The organism is Candidatus Limnocylindrales bacterium, from assembly GCA_035571835.1.
Taxonomy (GTDB): Bacteria; Desulfobacterota; Binatia; order UBA1149; family CAITLU01; genus DATNBU01.
The window spans coordinates 114,608-133,263 of record DATNBU010000001.1 but is presented as its reverse complement, the minus strand read 5'-3'; the positions used below and the strand labels follow the sequence as shown (position 1 = coordinate 133,263).

The window sequence follows — 18,656 nt, the reverse complement described above, 5'->3', positions numbered from 1 at the left end:
GGAGGATACAGACCGATGCTGGAAGCTACGCTCGACGCGCTGCCACAATCGCTGCCTCGTCTTTCTGCGGACCGGGCGACGTCCATCGTTGCGGTCGCCGGCGCGCATCCGCCCAATCACTACTCCCAGGATGAGCTTCTGGGAGCGATCCGCACGTACTGGGGCGCGCAGCATCACAACCCCGCGCGTCTCGAGAGCCTGCACCGCTCGGTCTGCGTAGGAGAACGCTACCTCGCGCTTGCGATCGAGGACTACCCGAAGCTCGCCGGCTTCGGCGATGCCAACGATGCGTACGTTCGCGTCGGCACCGACGTCGCCGCCGAGGCGCTGGGCGAGGCGCTCCGCCTCGCGGGCCTTGCGCCCGCCGATGTCGATTGCGTTTTTTTCACCAGCGTCACGGGAATTGCCGTGCCGTCGATCGACGCCCGGCTGATCAATCGTCTCGGGATGCGTCCCGACGTCAAGCGGATCCCGATCTTCGGACTCGGCTGCGTTGCCGGTGCTGCCGGAATCGCGCGCGTCCACGATTATCTTCTTGCCTGGCCCGAGCACGTTGCCGTGCTGGTCTCTCTCGAGCTGTGCTCGCTTACGCTTCAGCGTGACGACCTTTCGATCCCGAACCTGATTGCCAGCGGGCTGTTCGGCGACGGTGCCGCCGCCGTCGTGATGACCGGCAACACTCGCGCCGCGACGCTGCGTTCGGCATGCGGGCCACGCGTGCTCGCGACGCGCTCGCGATTCTATCCCAATACCGAGCGCGTGATGGGCTGGGACGTCGGCGATTCCGGATTCCGCATCGTGCTGTCGGCCGGCGTACCGGATGTGGTGCGCAACTTTCTCGCCGAGGATGTGAGCGGGTTTCTCCGCGACGTCGGCGTCGGGCGCGAAGAGATCCGGTCGTGGATCTGCCACCCCGGCGGCCCGAAGGTTCTCGACGCGTTCGAGGATGCGCTCGGGCTGTCGAGCGGAGAGCTCTCCATCACGCGGCGCTCGCTCGCGGAAGTCGGCAACATGTCGAGCTCGTCGGTGCTGTTCGTGCTTCGCGACACGATCGCCGGCGCACGACCGGCGCGGGGGACCAAAGGCCTGATGCTCGCGCTCGGGCCGGGCTTCTGCTCGGAGCTCGTGCTGGTGGAGTGGTGAGCGTCTACTACGTTCTTCTCGCGCTCACCGCTGCCGAGCGCGTCCTCGAGATGATCGTGAGCACCGCGAATGCGAAGTGGAGCTTCGCGCGCGGCGGACGCGAGGTCGGACGCGAGCATTTCCCGGTCATGGTGGCGCTTCACACCGCGTTTCTCATCGGCTGTGTCGTGGAGCCGTGGTTGCGCGGACGCGCGGCGCTATCGAGCATATGGCCGGTGGCATTGCCGGTCGCGATCGGTTGCCAGGCGCTGCGGTGGTGGTGCATCACGACGCTCGGTCGCCAGTGGAACACACGCGTGATCGTGGTGCCGGGACTGAAGCGGGTGACATCGGGGCCATACCGGTGGCTCCCTCATCCGAACTATCTCGCCGTGGTGCTCGAAGGCATCGCGCTGCCGGCCGTCTCAGGCGCATGGCTGACCGCGACGGTATTTACGATCGCCAACGCATTCCTGCTTCGCACGCGGCTCCTCTCCGAGAATCGCGCGCTCCATATGCTCGGACAAGGAGGACTCCATGAAGCCGGAACAGGTTCGTGAAGCCGTGCTCGCCATTCTTCTCGACGAAGTGAAGTGGGAGGGCCCCGTTCCGCGCGGGCCGCTCGAGCGCCATCTCGACTCGCTCCAGCGCATGTCGCTGATCGTTGCGATCGAGGATCGCTTTCACATCTGCTTCGAGCCCGAGGACGAGGAGACGATCGTCGACTTCGACGATCTCCTGCGGACGATTGCGAGCAAGACAGCGGAGGCCGCGTGAACCCGACGCTTCCCGACGTCATCGAGCGTGCTGCGGCTTCGGATCCGGCGCGATTCGGCTATCGCTTCCTCGACCGCCACGAGAACCCGACGTGGGTGCCGCTTGCGGACCTGCGGCAGCGCGTCGCGACCACCGCCAGTGCGCTCCATGACCAGGGAATTCGCGCCGGTGACCGGGTAGCCATCGTGCTGCCGACCTGCCCCGAGTTTCTCGACCTGTTCTTCGCCGCACAGTGGATCGGTGCGATTCCGGTCGCGCTCTATCCGCCGGTCCGCCTCGGCCGGCTCGAGGAGTATCATGCCCGCGCCGCATCGATGCTGAGAGCGGTCGGTGCAGCGGCTCTCTACACCGATTCGCGGATCGGCCGCGTGCTCGGCGAGACCATCGTGCAGTACCGGCCGCGGCTCGGATTCCGCGACGTGAAGGGGCTCCGCAGCGGCTCGCCGTGCGACGCGATGCCGTCGGCCGCGGACGAGATCGCGATGATCCAGTTTTCTTCGGGAACGACGACCGATCCGAAGCCGGTCGCGCTCACCCATGCGCAGATGCTCGCCAACGCCGAGCGCATCACGGCGTCGGTGTTTGCGGCGTCGCGTCCGTTCGAAGAGCTGGTGCCGTCCGGTGTGAGCTGGCTGCCGCTCTATCACGACATGGGTCTCGTCGGCTGCCTGCTGCCGGCGCTGCTCGGGCCGGGGCCGCTCACGCTGATTCCACCCGAGTTGTTCCTTGCGCGTCCGTCGGTCTGGCTCCGGGCAATCTCCCGGTATCGCGCGACGACTTCACCGGCTCCCAATTTTGCGTACAGCTTGTGTGTCGATCGCATCCGCGACGACGAGATGGACGGCTGCGACCTGTCGTGCTGGCGCCTTGCGATGAACGGCGCCGAGCCGTTGTCGGCGCGGACCATCCGCCGCTTCGAGGAGCGGTTCGCGCGCTGGGGTTTCCGCAACGATGCGATGATGCCCGTCTACGGGCTTTCCGAAGCGACACTTGCAGTCACGTTTACCAGGCCGGGGACAGGCTGGAAGAGCCTTCGTCTGGATGCGCGGCTGCTTGGCCGCGGCATCGCCAGACCGCTAGGCGCGCGCGATTCGAACGCGACGAAAGAGCCGGCTTGCGGCGCGACCGACGAGCCGGGCTCCGGCGTCAGCGAATGGGTAAGCTGCGGCGCGCCGCTTCCCGGCTTTGCCCTCGAGATTCGCAGCGACGGCGGCGAGGTTCTCGGCGAGCGGCGTGTCGGCCGCATTCACGTGCGCGGACCGTCGGTGATGAAGGGATACTACGGGCGCAGCGATGCGCCGATTTGCGCCGGATGGCTCGACACCGGCGATCTCGGTTTTCTCGACGGCGGCGAGCTTTACGTAACCGGCCGGGCAAAAGACATGCTGGTGCTGCGCGGACAGAATCACGCGCCGCAGGATCTCGAGCGTGCCGTCGATGCGGTTTCCGGCGTGCGGACCGGCTGTGCGGCAGCAGTCGCCGATCTGCATGCGGACGGCGAGACGCTCGTGCTGTTCGTCGAGGCCCGTGAGCCGCACGAGGAGCTGGAAGCCGAGTGCCGTGAAGCCGTGCTCGCCGCCTGTGGTGTCGCGCCCGACGATGTCGTCGTGCTCGCTCCCGGAACGTTGCCGCGCACGTCGTCCGGAAAGATCCGCCGCAGCGAAACGCTCCGGCTGTGGAAAGAGGGATCGCTCGATCCACCCGACGCCGTCGGACTGCGGACGATTGCGTCGGCGATGCTGCGCAGCGCTGCGGGATACCTTCGAAGCCGCGCAGGCGCCGGCGGCGGCTCGGCATGACGCCGGGCCGTGACCTGCTGGTCGCCGGCGGAGGCCCGGTTGGTCTTTATGCGGCGATCGAAGCCGCGCAGGCCGGACTCGACGTGGCCGTGCTCGAAGCGCGGCCCGGAGTTCTCGACAAGGCGTGCGGCGAAGGCCTGATGCCGGCGGCAGTCTGTGCGCTCGAGCGCGCCGGCGTACGCATCGAGCGCAAGTACCCGTTCCTTGGCATTCGCTACGTCGAAGGCGCTTCGCGGGCCGAAGGAAAGTTCTCGGACGGTCCCGGCTGGGGAGTGCGAAGAACCGAGCTTCACCGTGCACTCACCGAACGCATGCGGCAGCTCGCGATCCCGGTGATCGCGCACCGCGTGCAGCAGATCGAGCAGAACGACGATAGCGTTAGCGTCGACGGAATGCGCACGCGCTACGTTCTTGCGTGCGACGGGCTCCGCTCCGGCATCCGCCGGCGCCTCGAGCTCGAGGATCCGCCGCGTCATCGCACGAAACGCTACGGCCTGCGGCAGCATTTTCGCGTGCAGCCATGGAGCGAATTCGTCGAGGTCCACTGGCAGGAGCTCGGCGAAGCCTACGTCACGCCGGTGGCCGACGACGAAGTCGGCGTCGCGATGCTGTTCGACGAGCGCTCACTCGCCATCGGCGCGCCGGCGATGGACGACCTGCTCGTCCGTCTTCCCGAGCTTGCCGGTCGTCTTGCCGGAGCCTCTCCATGTTCGACCGTGCGTGGTGCCGGTCCGTTCGAGCAGCGCGCGAAGCGCGTCGTCGACGGACGCGTGCTTCTCGCCGGAGACGCAGCGGGCTATCTCGACCCGATCACCGGCGAAGGGCTGCGGCTCGGTTTCGTCGCCGCGGTCGCGGCCGTCGATGCAATCACTCATGGTCAGGTGCCGGCGTACGAAGCGTCGTGGCGCCGGCTCGTGCGCCGTTACTGGTGGAGCACGACCGCGCTGCTCGCGCTTCGGCGGTCACCGCTTCGCCACCTGATGATGCCTGCGCTCTGCCGCGTTCCGTCGCTGTTCGACTCGATCCTGGATTCGCTCGGCGCAAAGGACGAACCGGTCGCCGGCAAGGCCGGCCGAACCGTGCAGACACCGGCATAGCGCCGTCCCACCTCGTTCGACTTCCCGGCTGCGACTCAGCTACACCGCCTGTCAGGCAGGAACGAACGTGGCGCTCGAAGACTCTGTCCAGTTTCTCAAAGGCGTCGGTCCGAAGCGCGGAGAGATGCTCGAGAAGGCCGGCCTTCGCACGTTCGAGGACCTGCTGTTCCATCTGCCGTTCCGCTACGAGGATCGCCGCAGGATCGTCACGCTTCGCGAGGCCGCAGTCGGCGGCGACGCGACGCTGGTCGGAAAAATCACTGCGGTACGCGAGCACCGGCGTCCCGGCCGCCGCGGATCGATCCTTCATGCATTGCTGACCGACGACAGCGGATGGGCCGAGCTGTTGTGGTTCCAGCAGGCCGCGTACTTTCGCGACAAGCTGAAAGGCGGAGCGCTGTGGCTCGTGCATGGGCGCGTCGAGCCGGCGCCGCGTGGCGGGCTTCAGATCGTGCATCCCGAAATCGAGAAGCTCGACGCGGGCGACGGCGGGGCGAGCGCCGGCGAGATTCCGGCCGGCGTCGCGCGGATTCTTTCGGTCTATCAGAAGCCCGGCGACATTCCGGTCGCGGCGATGCGGCGGATCATCATGCAGGTCAGCGCCAAGTACGCGCCGTTCGTCGAGAGCGCCGTGCCGAAGGCTGTGCGCTCGCGGCTTCGCCTGATGCCGGTCGCCGATGCGCTCCGCTACGTGCACGAGCCGCCGGCCGATGCGGACGTGGATGCGCTCGCCGCTTCCGTCACGCCGGCGCATCGCAGCCTCATCTTCGAGGAGCTGTTCTCGCTTCAGGTCGGCATGTCGCTGCGCAAGTCCGAGCGCCGGCATCAGCCGGGCCTCGTCATCCCGCGCGCGGACGATCGCCTGCGGCGTTACTTTTCGAGCCTTCCGTTCGAAGCCACGCGCGCACAGAAGAAGGTGACGCACGAAATTGCCGCCGACATGGCGCGGCCCGAGCCGATGAGCCGGCTGGTTCAGGGTGACGTCGGCAGCGGCAAGACGGTGGTCGCGTTCGCGGCGGCAATCCAGGCCATTGCTGCCGGCTATCAGGTGGCCGTGATGGCACCGACCGAGCTTCTGGCCGAGCAGCATTTCGCGACGATGCGCGCGTGGGCCGATGCGGAGAAGATCGACATCCGCCTGCTGACCGGAGGCCTCAAGGCCGCGGCGGCGCGTGAGATCCGCGAGGCGGTCGCGTCGGGACACACCGACCTGGTCATCGGCACACATGCGCTGATCCAGGAGTCCACGTCGTTCGCGCGCCTCGGGCTCGCGATCGTCGACGAGCAGCATCGCTTCGGCGTTGCGCAGCGCCAGGCCATCCAGACGTCGGCGGTCGGTGCGGACGGTCGCAAGGGCGTTCGTGCGGACACGCTGCTGCTTTCCGCCACGCCGATTCCGCGCACATTGTCGCTTACGCTCTACGGAGATCTCGACGTCAGCGTGCTCGACGAGCTCCCGCCCGGACGGCAGCCGGTGCAGACGCGCGTGATGCGCACGACCGCCCGTCCTCGGCTGTATGCGCGCATGGCGGCGGCGATGCGCGAAGGCCGCCAGTGTTACGTGGTCTATCCGCTCGTCGAAGAATCCGAGACGATGGATCTGGCCGATGCCACGAGCATGGCCGAGCAGCTGCAGCAGGGGCCGTTCCGCGAGTTTCGCGTCGGGCTGCTGCACGGGCGCATGAAGCCGAGCGAGAAGGACGCCGTCATGCGGCGCTTCAAGGCCGGGGAGCTTCACGTGCTGGTTGCAACGACCGTCATCGAAGTCGGCATCGACGTGCCGAATGCGACGATCATGGTGATCGAGCATGCCGAGCGCTTCGGGCTCGCGCAGCTTCATCAGCTTCGCGGGCGGGTAGGGCGCGGGTCGCAGGAATCGTTCTGCTGCCTGGTGGCCGACGTCGGGCAGAGCCGCGAGTCGTTCGAGAGGCTGTCGGTAATGGAAGCGACCGGTGACGGCTTTGCGATTGCCGAGGCGGATCTCAAGCTGCGCGGGCCGGGCGAGTATCTGGGCACGCGGCAGTCAGGGACGCCGGCGCTTCGCGCGGCAAATCTCGTGCGCGACGGCGAGCTGCTCGCGCTCGCACGCATCGAGGCACTGGCGTGGCTCGCGCACGATCCGAAGCTCGAGACGCCGGAGTCGAAAGAGTTGCGCCGCGTGCTGCGCGCGCGCTGGTCGGGGCTGCTTGATCTGGCCGAAGTCGGCTAGGGCGGCGAGCAAGGCAGAGTGTGTCGCCCGGCACACACATCCCGTCATTCGTCATGGACTCTGCGGAGCGAAGGGTGGTACTACCGGTTGATGTCGCTCCCGAGGTCCCTCGGCCACGCCCTTCGTCTCCGTCGTCATTGGCCCATTGTTCCGGCGCTGGTGCTCGCTGCGGCCAGTGCTGCTGGCGCGACGGATCTCACCGGTCACTGGCACGTTGCTTCGGCGACGCCGGGAATCTTTGCCGACATCGTTCAGAGCGGGACGGCGATCTCGGTCATCTGGACCGAAAACAGCACGACCGTCGACTTCGAAGGAACGTTCGACGGGACGTTTCTTTCGGCCACATCCACCACTTCGTCTTCGTATAACCTCGCACTCGCTGCGGTCGGTGCGGGAGATGTGCTGGATGGCCAAAGCGGAATCGGGTTCACCGTCACGCATCGCTATTTCACGCGCTGCGAGTGTTTCGACGGGGACGCCGAAGATGGCGACGGCTGCGACTCCGAATGCCGGATCGAGCCGTGTTTTGCATGTGCCGGCGAGCCGTCGGTGTGCACGCCGTCGGCCGATGCGGCGTCTTGCGACGATCGCAACGACTGCACGCAGGGCGAGACCTGCAGCGCCGGCATCTGCGGAGGCGGATGTGCCACACCGTCCTGCGTCAATCTGACCGGGATCTGGCGCGACAGCGTCGATCTCCCGGACTTCGGGTTTCACCATGTCTCCCAGCTGCGTTTCATTCAGCGCATGGGCGTCGTCGAGGAGTTCGGCACGAGCCAGGATCCGGGGGAGGTTCCATCGAGGGTAGGCACCATCGATACCGCCACTGGGACGATCAATCTGGTGAAGACGGTACGTCAGGGTTTCTGTGCGATATCTTCCGACTTCACCGGCACCGCCGCGCTCGACAATCTTACGTTCTCGGGCAGCGGACACAGCTACTCGTCGCCGCCGCACGGGTGCGTAAGTTTTTCGTCCAGCGAGCAAGGCGCCCGTTGCGATGTCAGCGGATGCGACCTCAGCGACTGCACGGGGCTTCCGGACGGCTTCAACTGCGACGACGGTGACGATTCCACCACGGACGAGATTTGCCACGACGAGATCTGCCAGAGTGGTGGTTACGCATGTCCCGCTTGTTTCGTGTACAGCGCCGGCGAGGGCTGCGTGGTCGGTCCGAGAACCGACTGTCACGCATCCATGAGGTCCTCCAGCAGCAAGCTGCAGATCTCCGACAAATCGCCCGACGACAAGGACAAGCTGCGCTGGCAATGGAAGAACGGCGAGGCCACCAATATTCTCGATTTTGGCGATCCGGCGACGACAAGCGAGATCGCGCTGTGCATCTTCGACGTCTCGACCGATCCGCCGTCGAGACTGTTCCAGGCAGTCGTTCCACCCGCGGGAAGCTGTCTCGAGCCGCCTTGCTGGAACAGTGACGGCGAAAAAGTTTCGTACAAGGACACGGTCGGGAACGCGGACGGGATCACGGCAATCTCGATGCGTACGGGCGACGATGGCCAAGCGATGATTTCCGTGGCGGGAAAGGGCGCTGGTCTGGCGGCGAGCGCTTTCGGGCTTCCGCACGCCGCGCTGCCGTCGATGCTGCGCGCGCAGCTTCAGGTGAGTAGCGGCGCATGCTTCGATACGCAGTTCGACGCGGACGGCACCAGCAGGAACCTCGACGGCCAGTATCTCGCGAAAGGCGGGGCCCGGTGATCGTCACGGCCCGCTGTCGGCTCCACGCCGTCCTCTATGCACAGGCCGCGCCGGGCTTTCGGTAAAACCGTACCCGTTGCTGTTTTGCTGCCGCGGAGCCCGCTTCTATAAGCGTTGCGTGAGCTCGACATCGCAACGGCTGCCGTCCTGGGTCCTCGGCGAAACCCGCCGCCTCGGCGCCACCGACGACCTCAAGCGCCGCCTGCGCGCCGGCAAGCTCGTCACCGTCTGCGAACAGGCCCGCTGTCCGAACATCGGCGAGTGCTTCTCGGCGGGCACGGCCACGTTCATGATCCTCGGTGAGAACTGCACGCGCCGCTGCTCGTTCTGCTCGGTGAAGACGGGCCGCGGTGCAGCTCCCGATCCCGAGGAGCCGAAGCGCGTCGCCGACACCGCCGCTGCGCTCGGACTGAAATACGTGGTGCTCACGCAGGTTGCGCGCGACGATCTCGACGACGAAGGCGCGGGGCACTTCGCGCGCACGGTCGAAGCGATCAAGGGGCGGATCGACGGAGTCGAAGTCGAAGTGCTGACCGCCGACTTCAACGGGCGCGCCGAGCTCGTCGAAACAGTGATGGCCGCGCGCCCGGAAGTTTTCGGCCACAACATCGAAACGGTCCGGCGCCTGACGCCCGAAGTGCGCGGCCGCGCGCGCTACGAACGCTCGCTCGAAGTGCTCGGCCTCGCAAGAGAGATCTCCGAACGCGACGGCCATGGCGTCGTCAAGTCCGGCGTGATGGTCGGTTTCGGCGAAACGCGCGAGGACCTCGTCGAGACGCTTACGGACCTGCGCGGCGTCGGCTGCGAGCTCGTGACGATCGGCCAGTATCTGCGGCCGACGCGCGAGCAGCGCCCTGTCTCGCGCTATTACGAGCCGGCCGAGTTCGACGAGCTGGCGGCGATCGCCCGCGCGCTTGGCTTTCGCGAGGTCGCAGCCGGTCCGCTCGTGCGATCGTCGTACCGCGCCGATCGGCTGTTCGCGGCGGCGGCAGCGGAACCGGCCGGAAAACGGACCATCGCGCAAGACGAGCGTCGCCCCGCCTGATGGAAGCCGGACGCCATCCCGGCTAGAACGGCGTCACAAAATCCCTTCAAGCGCGGAGCGCCGATCCGCGAAAAATGTACCTGGTCCCTTTTAAAAAATGCAGCGATTTCAAGGATCGGACGTGGCGAAGAAAGACATCGGGGTTGGGCTCATTGGTTTCGGGACGATCGGGACCGGGGTGGTGCGGGTGCTGCGCGAGCATGCGGCCGGGATTCGCACGCGGCTCGGCGTGCCGCTTCGCCTTGCGCGCATCGCGGACCTCGACATCAAGACCGATCGCGGCATCAAGGTTCCGAAGGATGTTCTGACGACCAGCGCGCGCGAGCTCATCGCGGATCCGTCCGTGGATGTCGTCGTCGAGCTGATCGGCGGTCTCGAGCCGGCGCGCACGTTTCAGCTGGAAGCCCTCAAGGCCGGAAAACCGGTCGTGACGGCCAACAAGGCGGTGCTCTCCGCGCACGGCGTCGAGCTTGCCGGTGCGGCCGAGAAGGCCGGCATCGCGCTAGGTTTCGAAGCGAGCGTCGGCGGCGGCATCCCGATCATTCGCGCACTTCGCGAATCGCTCGCCGGCGACCGCAACCTCGAGGTCTACGGCATCGTCAACGGCACCTGCAACTTCATCCTGACCGAGATGGCCGCGGGCAACGGCGAATTCGCCGATGTGCTCGCGCGCGCGCAGAAGATGGGCCTTGCCGAAGCCGACCCGAGCTACGACGTCGACGGTCTCGACTCGCTGCACAAGCTCGTGATCCTGGCCGCGCTCGCATTCGGAAAGCTCGTCGATCCGAAGGCCGTGCACGTCGAGGGCATCCGCAGCGTCAGCGGCGTCGACATGGCCTACGCCCGCGACTTCGGTTACACGATCAAGCTGCTCGCCGTGGCGCGCGAAACTCCGACCGGAGTCGAAGCGCGCGTGCATCCGGCGATGGTTCCCAACAATCATCTGCTCGCGAAAGTGGACGGACCGTTCAACGCGGTCTGTCTTCGCGGCAGTGCGCTCGGCACGTCCATCTACTACGGCCGCGGCGCCGGCATGATGCCGACGGCAACTGCGGTCGTAGCCGACATCATCGATGCGGGCCGCGCGCTGATCGCGGGCCGGCCGCCGCTGGTGCCGCCGTACGGCCTGCCAGCGTCCACGCTCACCAAAGCGCGCATCATCGACATGGCCGGCACCGAGCACGAGCACTACATGCGGCTGCAGCTCAGCGACAAGCCGGGCGCGCTTGCCAAGATCACGACGATCCTCGCCAGGGCGGGCGTCAGCATCGCGACCGTCGCGCAGCACGAGAAGCCGAGCAAAGGGGTTGTACCGGTCGTGATGCGGCTCCATCGCACGAAGGAGGGGGCGCTCTCCAAAGCGCTGGCGCGGATCGCAAAGATCGACGAGGTTCGCGGCAAGCCGGTCGTGATCCGCGTCGAGGAGACGCTCGGAGAATAGCCGGCCCGACCTGCGTGCGCGGCGTCTCCGCGGTTCCAGACCGCGTGGTGGCGAGTGCGCAGGCGTACGACTTGAGCGAAACCACCGAGCCAGTAGAAGAGGCGCTGGCCGTACGCGATCGGGGCCTCTGGCCGGGTTCGCGATGACGCGCACCGGCGGCCGGCGCTGTCTTTATCAACGATTTCGACCCTCTGACGGACTCAAGAAAACGACGATGAGCTGGCCCGGACTGATCGAGTATTACCGCGACCGACTGCCGATCGAGGACGTCGAGCCCGTCACGCTGCACGAGGGCAACACCCCGTTGATCGAGGTCCCGCGGCTCGCCGAGAAGCTCGGTCTCTCCGCCCGCGTCTACGTCAAATACGAGGGTCTGAACCCGACCTGTTCGTTCAAGGACAGGGGCATGACGATGGCCATCACGATGGCCGTGGCCGAGGGCGCGACCGCGGTCATCTGTGCGTCGACCGGCAACACCTCGGCCTCGGCAGCAGCCTACGCCGCACGCGCGGGCCTCGACTGCTTCGTGATCATTCCCGACGGCAACATCGCCATGGGAAAGCTCAGCCAGGCGGTGATACACGGCGCAAAAGTCCTCGCCATACAAGGCAATTTCGACGACGCATACCGGATGGTTTCGGGCGTTGCCGAGCGCCGGCGGGTCACCGTCGTCAATTCGATCAACCCGCACCGGCTGCAGGGCCAGAAGACCGCGGCGTTCGAAATCTGCGACACGCTCGGGCGGGCACCCGACTACCACATCCTTCCGGTCGGCAATGCCGGCAACATCACCGCCTACTGGATGGGCTACAGCGAGTACTTCCACGACGCCGTGGTCACGTCGCGGCCGAAGATGATGGGCTTCCAGGCGGCCGGCTCGGCGCCGATCGTGCTCGGACATCCGGTCGCCGAGCCGGAAACCATCGCGACGGCCATCCGGATCGGGAACCCCGTCAGCTGGAAACGCGCCGAGGCCGCCCGCAATGAGTCGGGCGGGGTGATCGAGGCGGTGACCGACGACGAGATCATGCACGCGTACAAGCTGCTCGCTTCGAGCGAGGGCGTCTTTGCCGAGCCGGCCTCGGCCGCATCGATCGCCGGGCTCAAGAAGCTCGCCGACAGTGGACGCATCGAGCCGGGCGCTGTGATAGTCTGCACGCTTACGGGCCACGGCCTCAAGGATCCCCACAACGCCATCAAGTCGTGTCCGGAGCCGCTGCGTGTGCGCGCCGACATCGATACGGTGCTCGAAGCGATGGGAATCTGATCGGCGTCCGCCCGGCGGCCAGATGGAAAGAAACCTTGCACTCGAGCTCGTCCGTGTAACCGAAGCTGCTGCGCTCGCGGCTGCGCGCGAGAACGGGCGCGGCGACGAGATGGCGCCCGAGCGCATCGCGGCGCAGGCCATCCACCACGCGTTCTCGTCGATCGGAGCGTTCCAGGGCGAGATCGTCCTTGGCGATCCGGACGGAAGCGGTGCAGATCCGCTATCGTGCGGAAGCCGTCTCGGCACGTCCGGCGCCGAAGTCGACGTTGCCGTCGACCCGCTCGAAGGCGGGGTGAGCTGCGCACTCGGCGGCCCCAACGCGATGTCGATCATGGCGCTCGCCGATCCGGGCTGCATTCTTCGCTGCCCGGCCGGAACGTACATGGACAAGATCGCGACCGGCCCCGACGGGCACGGCGTCGTCGATCTCGACCGCTCTCCGCTAGAGAACCTGAAGCGGCTCGCCGAAGCCCGAAGCTGCTACGTCGAGGACCTCACCGTCGTCATCCTCGACCGGCCGCGGCACGATACGCTGATCGAGCAGGTGCGCGAGGCCGGAGCCCGCGTGCGGCTGATTCCGCACGGCGACGTGGCCGCTGCGATGGCGACCGCAAAGGAAGACGCCGGGGTCGACATGCTTCTCGGTGCCGGTGGCGCCACGCAGGGCGTGCTGAGCGCGGCGGCTCTCAAAGGCCTCGGCGGATTCATGCAGTGCCGCTTCGTGCCGCGCAGTGCGGCCGACCGCGACGAGCTCTACGAGATCGGCATCAAGGACCCGTCGCGCAAGCTCGGCGTCGACGAGATGGTGCGCGGCCATGTGCTGCTTGCGGCAACCGGCGTAACCGACGGAACGTTCCTCGAGGGCGTCAAGTTCTTCAAGGGCGGCGCGGTCAGCCACTCGGTGGTGATGCGCTCGCAATCGCGAACGGTTCGCTACCTGACGACCATCCACAAGTTCGACTACAAGCCCGAATACTGACGCGCGAAAAATCGGGGACAGACACCGATTGCGCGCGACGCAATCGGTGTCTGTCCCCGATTTCGTGAAAACAGTGTCTGTCCCCGATTTCTATGGAAGGTCGACGAGGTAGGCGCCGGCGCCGACTCCTTCCCACGACGCGAGGCGCTTCGCCTTCGTGTCGACGACCGAGAAGAAGCGAAAGCGTTCGTTGAAGCGATGGCTGAAGACGATCCACACTCGCCCGTGGATCCCCTGCTCCTGTGCTTCGCGCAGGAACGCTCCTGCGCCTTGCTCGGACGGTATCCGGATCACGATCGGAAGCCCGTCAAGACCGAACTCCGGAGCATAAAAGCTCCACGCGTAGCGGCTCCAGACGCTGATGGCCACACGATCGCCATCGACGCGCTTCGCCCGCACGAATTCGAGCGCGCCCTTGATGTCGAACCAGTCGAACGGTTTCCATGCGACCGGCAGAGCTTCGCGAAGCTCCGCGCCGGTGAGCGCAAGCGCGACGGCGATCGCGACAAAGCCGAGCGGAGGGCGCAGGGACGCCAGCGAATCGACCAGCGCCGAAAGCGCAAGGAAGACTGCCGGAACCAGAAACAGGATCAGCCGGCCGCTGAACGGGTACGCATGCAAACCGGACGCGAGCACGGTTGCCGCGATCGACACCAGCGCGAACGCGAACAGCCGCGGCGAGCTTTTCAGCAGGCACGCGAACCCGGCTGCGGCGAGCGCGGCGATTGCAACGTTGGCCGCGGACCACCACGACGGATTCGGATTCATGCCGATCGGTCCGGCGGATTCGAACGCAAGGCGCACGAGGCCGAGCGCGCTGTCGCGGTACCACCCGGGGTTTACGAGCGGCGACGGTGCGTAGGCCGACGTCCAGTACGAGTCGAGAAACGAATTGCCGGTAAGTGTCGACAGTGACGCGACATAACTTGCGCCGAAGCTCGCGATCCATGCGACGCCGATTGCGGCCAGCACCAGCATCGCCCGGCGGTCGCGTGCAAAGACGGCCTCGACCCACAGCGTCAAGCCTACAGCCGCAAGTACGAAGACGCTCGCCCACGACAGCCACACCGCGGCCGCTCCGGCGAGCGCAAGCATGACCACCGAGTGCCGGTCGGGGTCGCGGACGACGAACCCGGCGCCGAGCAGATAGACGAGCAGCGCGACGCAGACATCGACTGCGTAGGGTTTGAACTCGGACGCATAGAAGACGAGCGGCGCTGCGAAGGCGCACAGCGCGAGAAACAGAAGGCGGGCCGGCGCGTGGCGAAACGCCCTGTCGGCGAGTCGCCTGGCGAGCTCGAGCGTCAGCAGGCCGGCGACCAGCGGAACGAGCCTCAGCGCCCAGTCGTGGCGGCCGAGCGCGAGGATCAGGGCCCTGGCGGCTGCGAGGAACGCGAACGGCGCGCCGTTGATGGCGTCGAGAAGCTGCGCGAAGCCGGACTCGGCGACATGCTCGGCAAGCAGGGCCTCGTCGTACCAGAGCGAGCGATTGAACAGGTACTGGCGCAGACGAAGCAGCACGCCGAGCGCGGCGATCGAAATGATGGCCGCGCGCACAAGTCCCGGTGCAAGGGTCCGGCCGGCCGGGCGATGCGTCGTCATCATCGAGCGTCTAGCACAATCACCCCCATCGCCTCGATTGTCCTCAAGATTTTCCCCGGCTATGCTCCCGCGTCCTTTCAGGCTTGCGCCCCGGTATTCCGGGGTATGTTGCCGGTATCTTGTTGGAGACAGCCATGCGCGATTCGAACACGGCACGCACGATCGAACCACGGCAGGTTCGGCCAAAGCACTCGACGATCTCCGGCATGGAGCTCGAGGAGTGCTACCGCGCCGGCGACGCCGCGGGCGAGGTCGGGGAGCCCGGCCGTTATCCGTTCACGCGCGGCGTCTACCCGACGATGTACCGGACCAAGCCGTGGACGATGCGCCAGTTCGCGGGCTTCGGCAGCGCCGCCGACACCAACGAGCGCTTCAAGTACCTGCTCGCCCACGGAGCCGCCGGCCTTTCGACCGCTTTCGATATGCCGACGCTGATGGGCTACGACGCCGACCACGCCCGCGCCGAGGGCGAAGTCGGTCGCGAAGGCGTCGCCGTCTCGACGATCGAAGACATGCTGGTGCTGTTCGACGGGATCCGTCTCGACGAGGTGACGACCTCGATGACGGTCAACTGCTCGGCCTCGGTGCTGCTTGCGATGTACCTCGTGGTCGGCGAGCGCCAAGGGTGCTCGTGGAAGAACCTCGGCGGCACCATCCAGAACGACATGTTCAAGGAGTTCATCGCGCAGAAGGAATGGATCAGTCCGCCCGAGCCGTCGCTGCGGATCGTGACCGACATGATCGAGTTCTGCATGAAGGAAGCGCCGAAGTGGCATCCGGTATCGATCAGCGGCTACCATATCCGCGAAGCCGGCTCGACGGCGGTCCAGGAGCTCGCGTTCACGCTCGCCGACGGGATCGGTTACGTCGACGCGGCCGTCAAGCGCGGGCTTGACCCGGACGACTTCGGACCGCGCCTGTCGTTCTTCTTCAACATCCACAACGACTTCCTCGAAGAGATCGCCAAGATCCGCGCGGCGCGGCGCCTGTGGGCGCGCATCATGCGCGAGCGCTTCGGCGCCAAGACCGACCGCGCCTGCCTGATGCGCACGCACGCGCAGACGTCGGGAGTTTCGCTGACCGCGCAGCAGCCGCTCAACAACGTCGTTCGCGTCACCGTGCAGGCGCTGGCCGCGGTTCTGGCCGGAGTGCAGTCGCTGCACACCAATTCGCTCGACGAAACGCTCGCGCTTCCGTCGGAAGAGGCGGTCACCGTCGCGCTGCGCACGCAGCAGATCCTCGCCGAGGAAAGCGGCATCGTGAACACCGTCGACCCGCTCGGCGGCAGCTATGCGATCGAAGCGCTCACCGACCGCATGGAGCGCGAGGCCGAGGAGTACATCCGCCGCATCGACGATCTCGGCGGCATCGTGCGCGCGATCGAGATCGGCTATCCGCAGGCCGAGATCGCCGACGCCGCATACGCATTCCAGCAGTCGATCGACGAAAACGAGTACATCACCGTCGGCGTCAACGGCTACACGATGGAAGACGGCAAGGCGCTCGAGATCCTGCGCATCGACCGCGGCCTCGAGAAGGAGCAGCGCGAGAAAGTCTCGGCCTTCAAGGCGGGCCGCAATGCGAAGAAAGTCGCCGAGCGCATCGAAGCCGTGCGCAGCGCGGCGCGCGAGGACCGCAACCTGATGCCGCCGGTCATCGAAGCCGTGCGCGAAGGCGTGACCGTCGGCGAGATTTCGGACGTCTATCGCGAAGTCTTCGGCATCTACCAGGATCCCGCGACGGTTTGAGAATGCGCCGGCCGACTGCGCGGCCGGCATGACGACGACAGTTGAACGCGGCATCGCAACCGGCGGCGACCGGGCGACAGCCGACAAAGGAAAACGATTGTGTCCGACAAGGTTCTGAGAATTCTGGTGGCAAAACCCGGCCTCGACGGCCACGACCGCGGCGCGAAGATCATCGCGCGCGCGCTGCGCGATGCCGGCTTCGAGGTCATCTATACGGGTCTCCACCAGACGCCGGAGATGATCGCCGAGACCGCCGTCCAGGAAGACGTCGACTGCGTGGGCCTGTCCATTCTTTCGGGCGCGCACATGACATTGTTCCCGCGCATTCTTACGTTGATGAAGGAAAAGGGCGTGGGCGACATTCCGATCTTCGGCGGCGGCATCGTGCCGGAGGAGGACATCGCCGAGCTCAAGTCGCTCGGGATCAAGGAAATCTTCACGCCCGGAGCGAGCACCAAGGACATCGTCGACTGGATTCGTACGAACATCGACGCCCGCGCCTGACGCGCGGATGCAGAACGTTGGAAGCGCGATCACCGTGCTTCCGGGCGCCGGCGGCATCGTGAGCGAGCCGCACGGCAGAAAGCAGGAGGACCAAGTCGTGAGCAGCAGAGCAGTCATCGTCAGCGCAACCCGCACCGCCATCGGAAGCTTCCAGGGAGCATTTGCGGACAAGCCGGCACCGGAGCTCGGTGGCCTTGCGATCGCCGAAGCGATCAGCCGCGCCGGGATCGACCCCGCGTCGGTTGACGAAGTGATCCTCGGCAACGTTCTTGCCGCGAACCTCGGACTGAACGCCGCGCGCGTCGCAGCCCTCAAGGGCGGAGTCCCGAAGGAAGTTCCGAGCTTCGGCGTGAACAAGGCCTGCGGCTCCGGCCTCAAGGCCGTCGCGCTGGCCGCCCAGTCGATCCTGACGGGCGAGGCCGAGTGCGTCATCGCCGGCGGCATGGAGAACATGACGCTCGCGCCGTACCTTCTCGCCAAGGCGCGCACCGGCTACCGCATGGGCCACGAGCAGATCATCGATTCGATGATCGCCGACGGGCTTACGTGCCCGATCACGTTCACGCACATGGGAATCACTGCAGAGAACATCGCCGCCAAGTACGGCATCACGCGCGAGGCGCAGGATGCGTTCTCCGCAGCGAGCCAGCAGAAGGCTGCGGCCGCGCAGGCCAGCGGCGCGTTCGACGAAGAGATCTTCGCCGTCGAGATTCCGCAGAAGAAAGGCGACCCGATCCGCGTGACCAAGGACGAATACGTTCGCGGCAACACCACCGAGGAGACGCTCTCGAAGCTACGCCCGGCGTTCAAGAAAGACGGCAGCGTCACCGCCGGCAACGCGTCCGGAATCAACGACGGCGCAGCTGCGCTCGTCGTCATGTCGGAGGCGCGCGCCAAGGCCGAGAAGCTGACGCCGATCGCGTACATCCTCGGCGCGGCTGCTGCCGGCGTCGACCCGGCGATCATGGGCATGGGCCCGTGGCCTGCGTCGGAGAAAGTGCTCAAGCGAACCGGCATCAAGAAGAACGACATCGGCCTGTGGGAGCTCAACGAGGCGTTCGCCGCGCAGTCGCTCGGCGTACTCGCCGAGCTCGGCATCGAAGCCGCCAAGGTCAACGTCAACGGCGGCGCGGTCGCGCTCGGTCATCCGATCGGTGCCAGCGGCGCGCGCGTCCTCGTGACGCTGCTGCACGCGATGAAGAAGCGCAACGTGTCGCTCGGCCTTGCGTCGCTCTGCATCGGCGGAGGGCAGGGCATCTCGATGGTCGTCGAGCGCGCAGCCTGAAAACAAAAAAGGGGACAGGTACATTTAAAAAAATGTAGTGTTTTCGCGATCGTCGAAAACAGAAA

At 66.4% G+C, this 18,656-nt stretch carries 15 protein-coding genes; 14 read left to right on the top strand and 1 reads right to left on the bottom strand.

Annotation, left to right across the window (positions count from 1 at the left end):
• The first annotated feature begins 15 nt into the window (after positions 1–15).
• The 11 genes from VN634_00555 to glpX all read left to right on the top strand — a co-directional run bounded on the left by VN634_00555 (position 16) and on the right by glpX (position 13,452).
• Positions 16–1,143, top strand: coding sequence for a 3-oxoacyl-[acyl-carrier-protein] synthase III C-terminal domain-containing protein (locus VN634_00555; GenBank protein HXC49345.1), 1,128 nt, complete (start codon positions 16–18; stop codon positions 1,141–1,143).
• Complete coding sequence (locus tag VN634_00550) at positions 1,140–1,682, top strand: isoprenylcysteine carboxylmethyltransferase family protein (protein ID HXC49344.1); 543 nt, start codon at positions 1,140–1,142, stop codon at positions 1,680–1,682. Before VN634_00555 ends, VN634_00550 begins: the two co-directional genes overlap by 4 nt.
• Entirely contained in the window at positions 1,660–1,899 is a 240-nt protein-coding gene (locus VN634_00545) for an acyl carrier protein (GenBank protein HXC49343.1), read from the top strand. The genes VN634_00550 and VN634_00545 overlap by 23 nt, the downstream gene beginning before the upstream one ends.
• Entirely contained in the window at positions 1,896–3,698 is a 1,803-nt protein-coding gene (locus tag VN634_00540; protein ID HXC49342.1) for a fatty acyl-AMP ligase, read from the top strand. Before VN634_00545 ends, VN634_00540 begins: the two co-directional genes overlap by 4 nt.
• Positions 3,695–4,795: an NAD(P)/FAD-dependent oxidoreductase gene (locus VN634_00535; GenBank protein HXC49341.1), complete on the top strand. Its 1,101-nt coding sequence runs from the start codon at positions 3,695–3,697 to the stop codon at positions 4,793–4,795. The genes VN634_00540 and VN634_00535 overlap by 4 nt, the downstream gene beginning before the upstream one ends.
• Positions 4,686–7,004, top strand: coding sequence for an ATP-dependent DNA helicase RecG (gene recG, locus VN634_00530; protein HXC49340.1), 2,319 nt, complete (start codon positions 4,686–4,688; stop codon positions 7,002–7,004). Before VN634_00535 ends, recG begins: the two co-directional genes overlap by 110 nt.
• Positions 7,005–7,163: 159 nt before the next feature.
• Complete coding sequence (locus tag VN634_00525; protein HXC49339.1) at positions 7,164–8,720, top strand: hypothetical protein; 1,557 nt, start codon at positions 7,164–7,166, stop codon at positions 8,718–8,720.
• Between the two features lie 118 nt (positions 8,721–8,838).
• On the top strand, positions 8,839–9,765 hold the full coding sequence (gene lipA / locus VN634_00520) for a lipoyl synthase (GenBank protein HXC49338.1): 927 nt from the start codon (positions 8,839–8,841) through the stop codon (positions 9,763–9,765).
• A 121-nt stretch (positions 9,766–9,886) separates the two neighbouring features.
• Positions 9,887–11,206, top strand: a complete 1,320-nt coding sequence (locus tag VN634_00515; protein ID HXC49337.1) for a homoserine dehydrogenase — start codon at positions 9,887–9,889, stop codon at positions 11,204–11,206.
• 214 nt (positions 11,207–11,420) lie between these two features.
• Positions 11,421–12,473: a threonine synthase gene (gene thrC / locus VN634_00510; protein HXC49336.1), complete on the top strand. Its 1,053-nt coding sequence runs from the start codon at positions 11,421–11,423 to the stop codon at positions 12,471–12,473.
• Between the two features lie 22 nt (positions 12,474–12,495).
• Positions 12,496–13,452 (top strand): class II fructose-bisphosphatase, encoded by a 957-nt coding sequence (gene glpX / locus VN634_00505; GenBank protein ID HXC49335.1) that lies wholly within the window; start codon positions 12,496–12,498, stop codon positions 13,450–13,452.
• Positions 13,453–13,542: 90 nt separating this feature from the next.
• On the opposite strand, the gene VN634_00500 is transcribed toward glpX, so the two are convergent.
• Complete coding sequence (locus VN634_00500; protein ID HXC49334.1) at positions 13,543–15,054, bottom strand: hypothetical protein; 1,512 nt, start codon at positions 15,052–15,054, stop codon at positions 13,543–13,545.
• A 134-nt stretch (positions 15,055–15,188) separates the two neighbouring features.
• On the opposite strand from VN634_00500, the gene VN634_00495 reads away from it, so the two are divergent.
• From VN634_00495 to VN634_00485, 3 genes are all read left to right on the top strand, one after another.
• On the top strand, positions 15,189–16,802 hold the full coding sequence (locus tag VN634_00495; protein HXC49333.1) for a methylmalonyl-CoA mutase family protein: 1,614 nt from the start codon (positions 15,189–15,191) through the stop codon (positions 16,800–16,802).
• 99 nt (positions 16,803–16,901) lie between these two features.
• Complete coding sequence (locus VN634_00490; GenBank protein ID HXC49332.1) at positions 16,902–17,306, top strand: cobalamin B12-binding domain-containing protein; 405 nt, start codon at positions 16,902–16,904, stop codon at positions 17,304–17,306.
• A 97-nt stretch (positions 17,307–17,403) separates the two neighbouring features.
• Positions 17,404–18,591 carry an acetyl-CoA C-acetyltransferase gene (locus VN634_00485; GenBank protein ID HXC49331.1) on the top strand — a complete coding sequence of 396 codons (1,188 nt, stop codon included), beginning with the start codon at positions 17,404–17,406 and terminating at the stop codon, positions 18,589–18,591.
• Positions 18,592–18,656 lie beyond the last annotated feature (65 nt).

Bases quoted from the DNA above. Each gene is read 5' to 3' on its own strand.
- VN634_00535 (HXC49341.1), top strand. From the start codon at position 3,695: ATGACGCCGGGCCGTGACCTGCTGGTCGCCGGCGGAGGCCCGGTTGGT.
- VN634_00500 (HXC49334.1), bottom strand. From the start codon at position 15,054: ATGACGACGCATCGCCCGGCCGGCCGGACCCTTGCACCGGGACTTGTG.
- thrC (HXC49336.1), top strand. From the start codon at position 11,421: ATGAGCTGGCCCGGACTGATCGAGTATTACCGCGACCGACTGCCGATC.
- VN634_00545 (HXC49343.1), top strand. From the start codon at position 1,660: ATGAAGCCGGAACAGGTTCGTGAAGCCGTGCTCGCCATTCTTCTCGAC.
- VN634_00555 (HXC49345.1), top strand. From the start codon at position 16: ATGCTGGAAGCTACGCTCGACGCGCTGCCACAATCGCTGCCTCGTCTT.
- glpX (HXC49335.1), top strand. From the start codon at position 12,496: ATGGAAAGAAACCTTGCACTCGAGCTCGTCCGTGTAACCGAAGCTGCT.
- VN634_00495 (HXC49333.1), top strand. From the start codon at position 15,189: ATGCGCGATTCGAACACGGCACGCACGATCGAACCACGGCAGGTTCGG.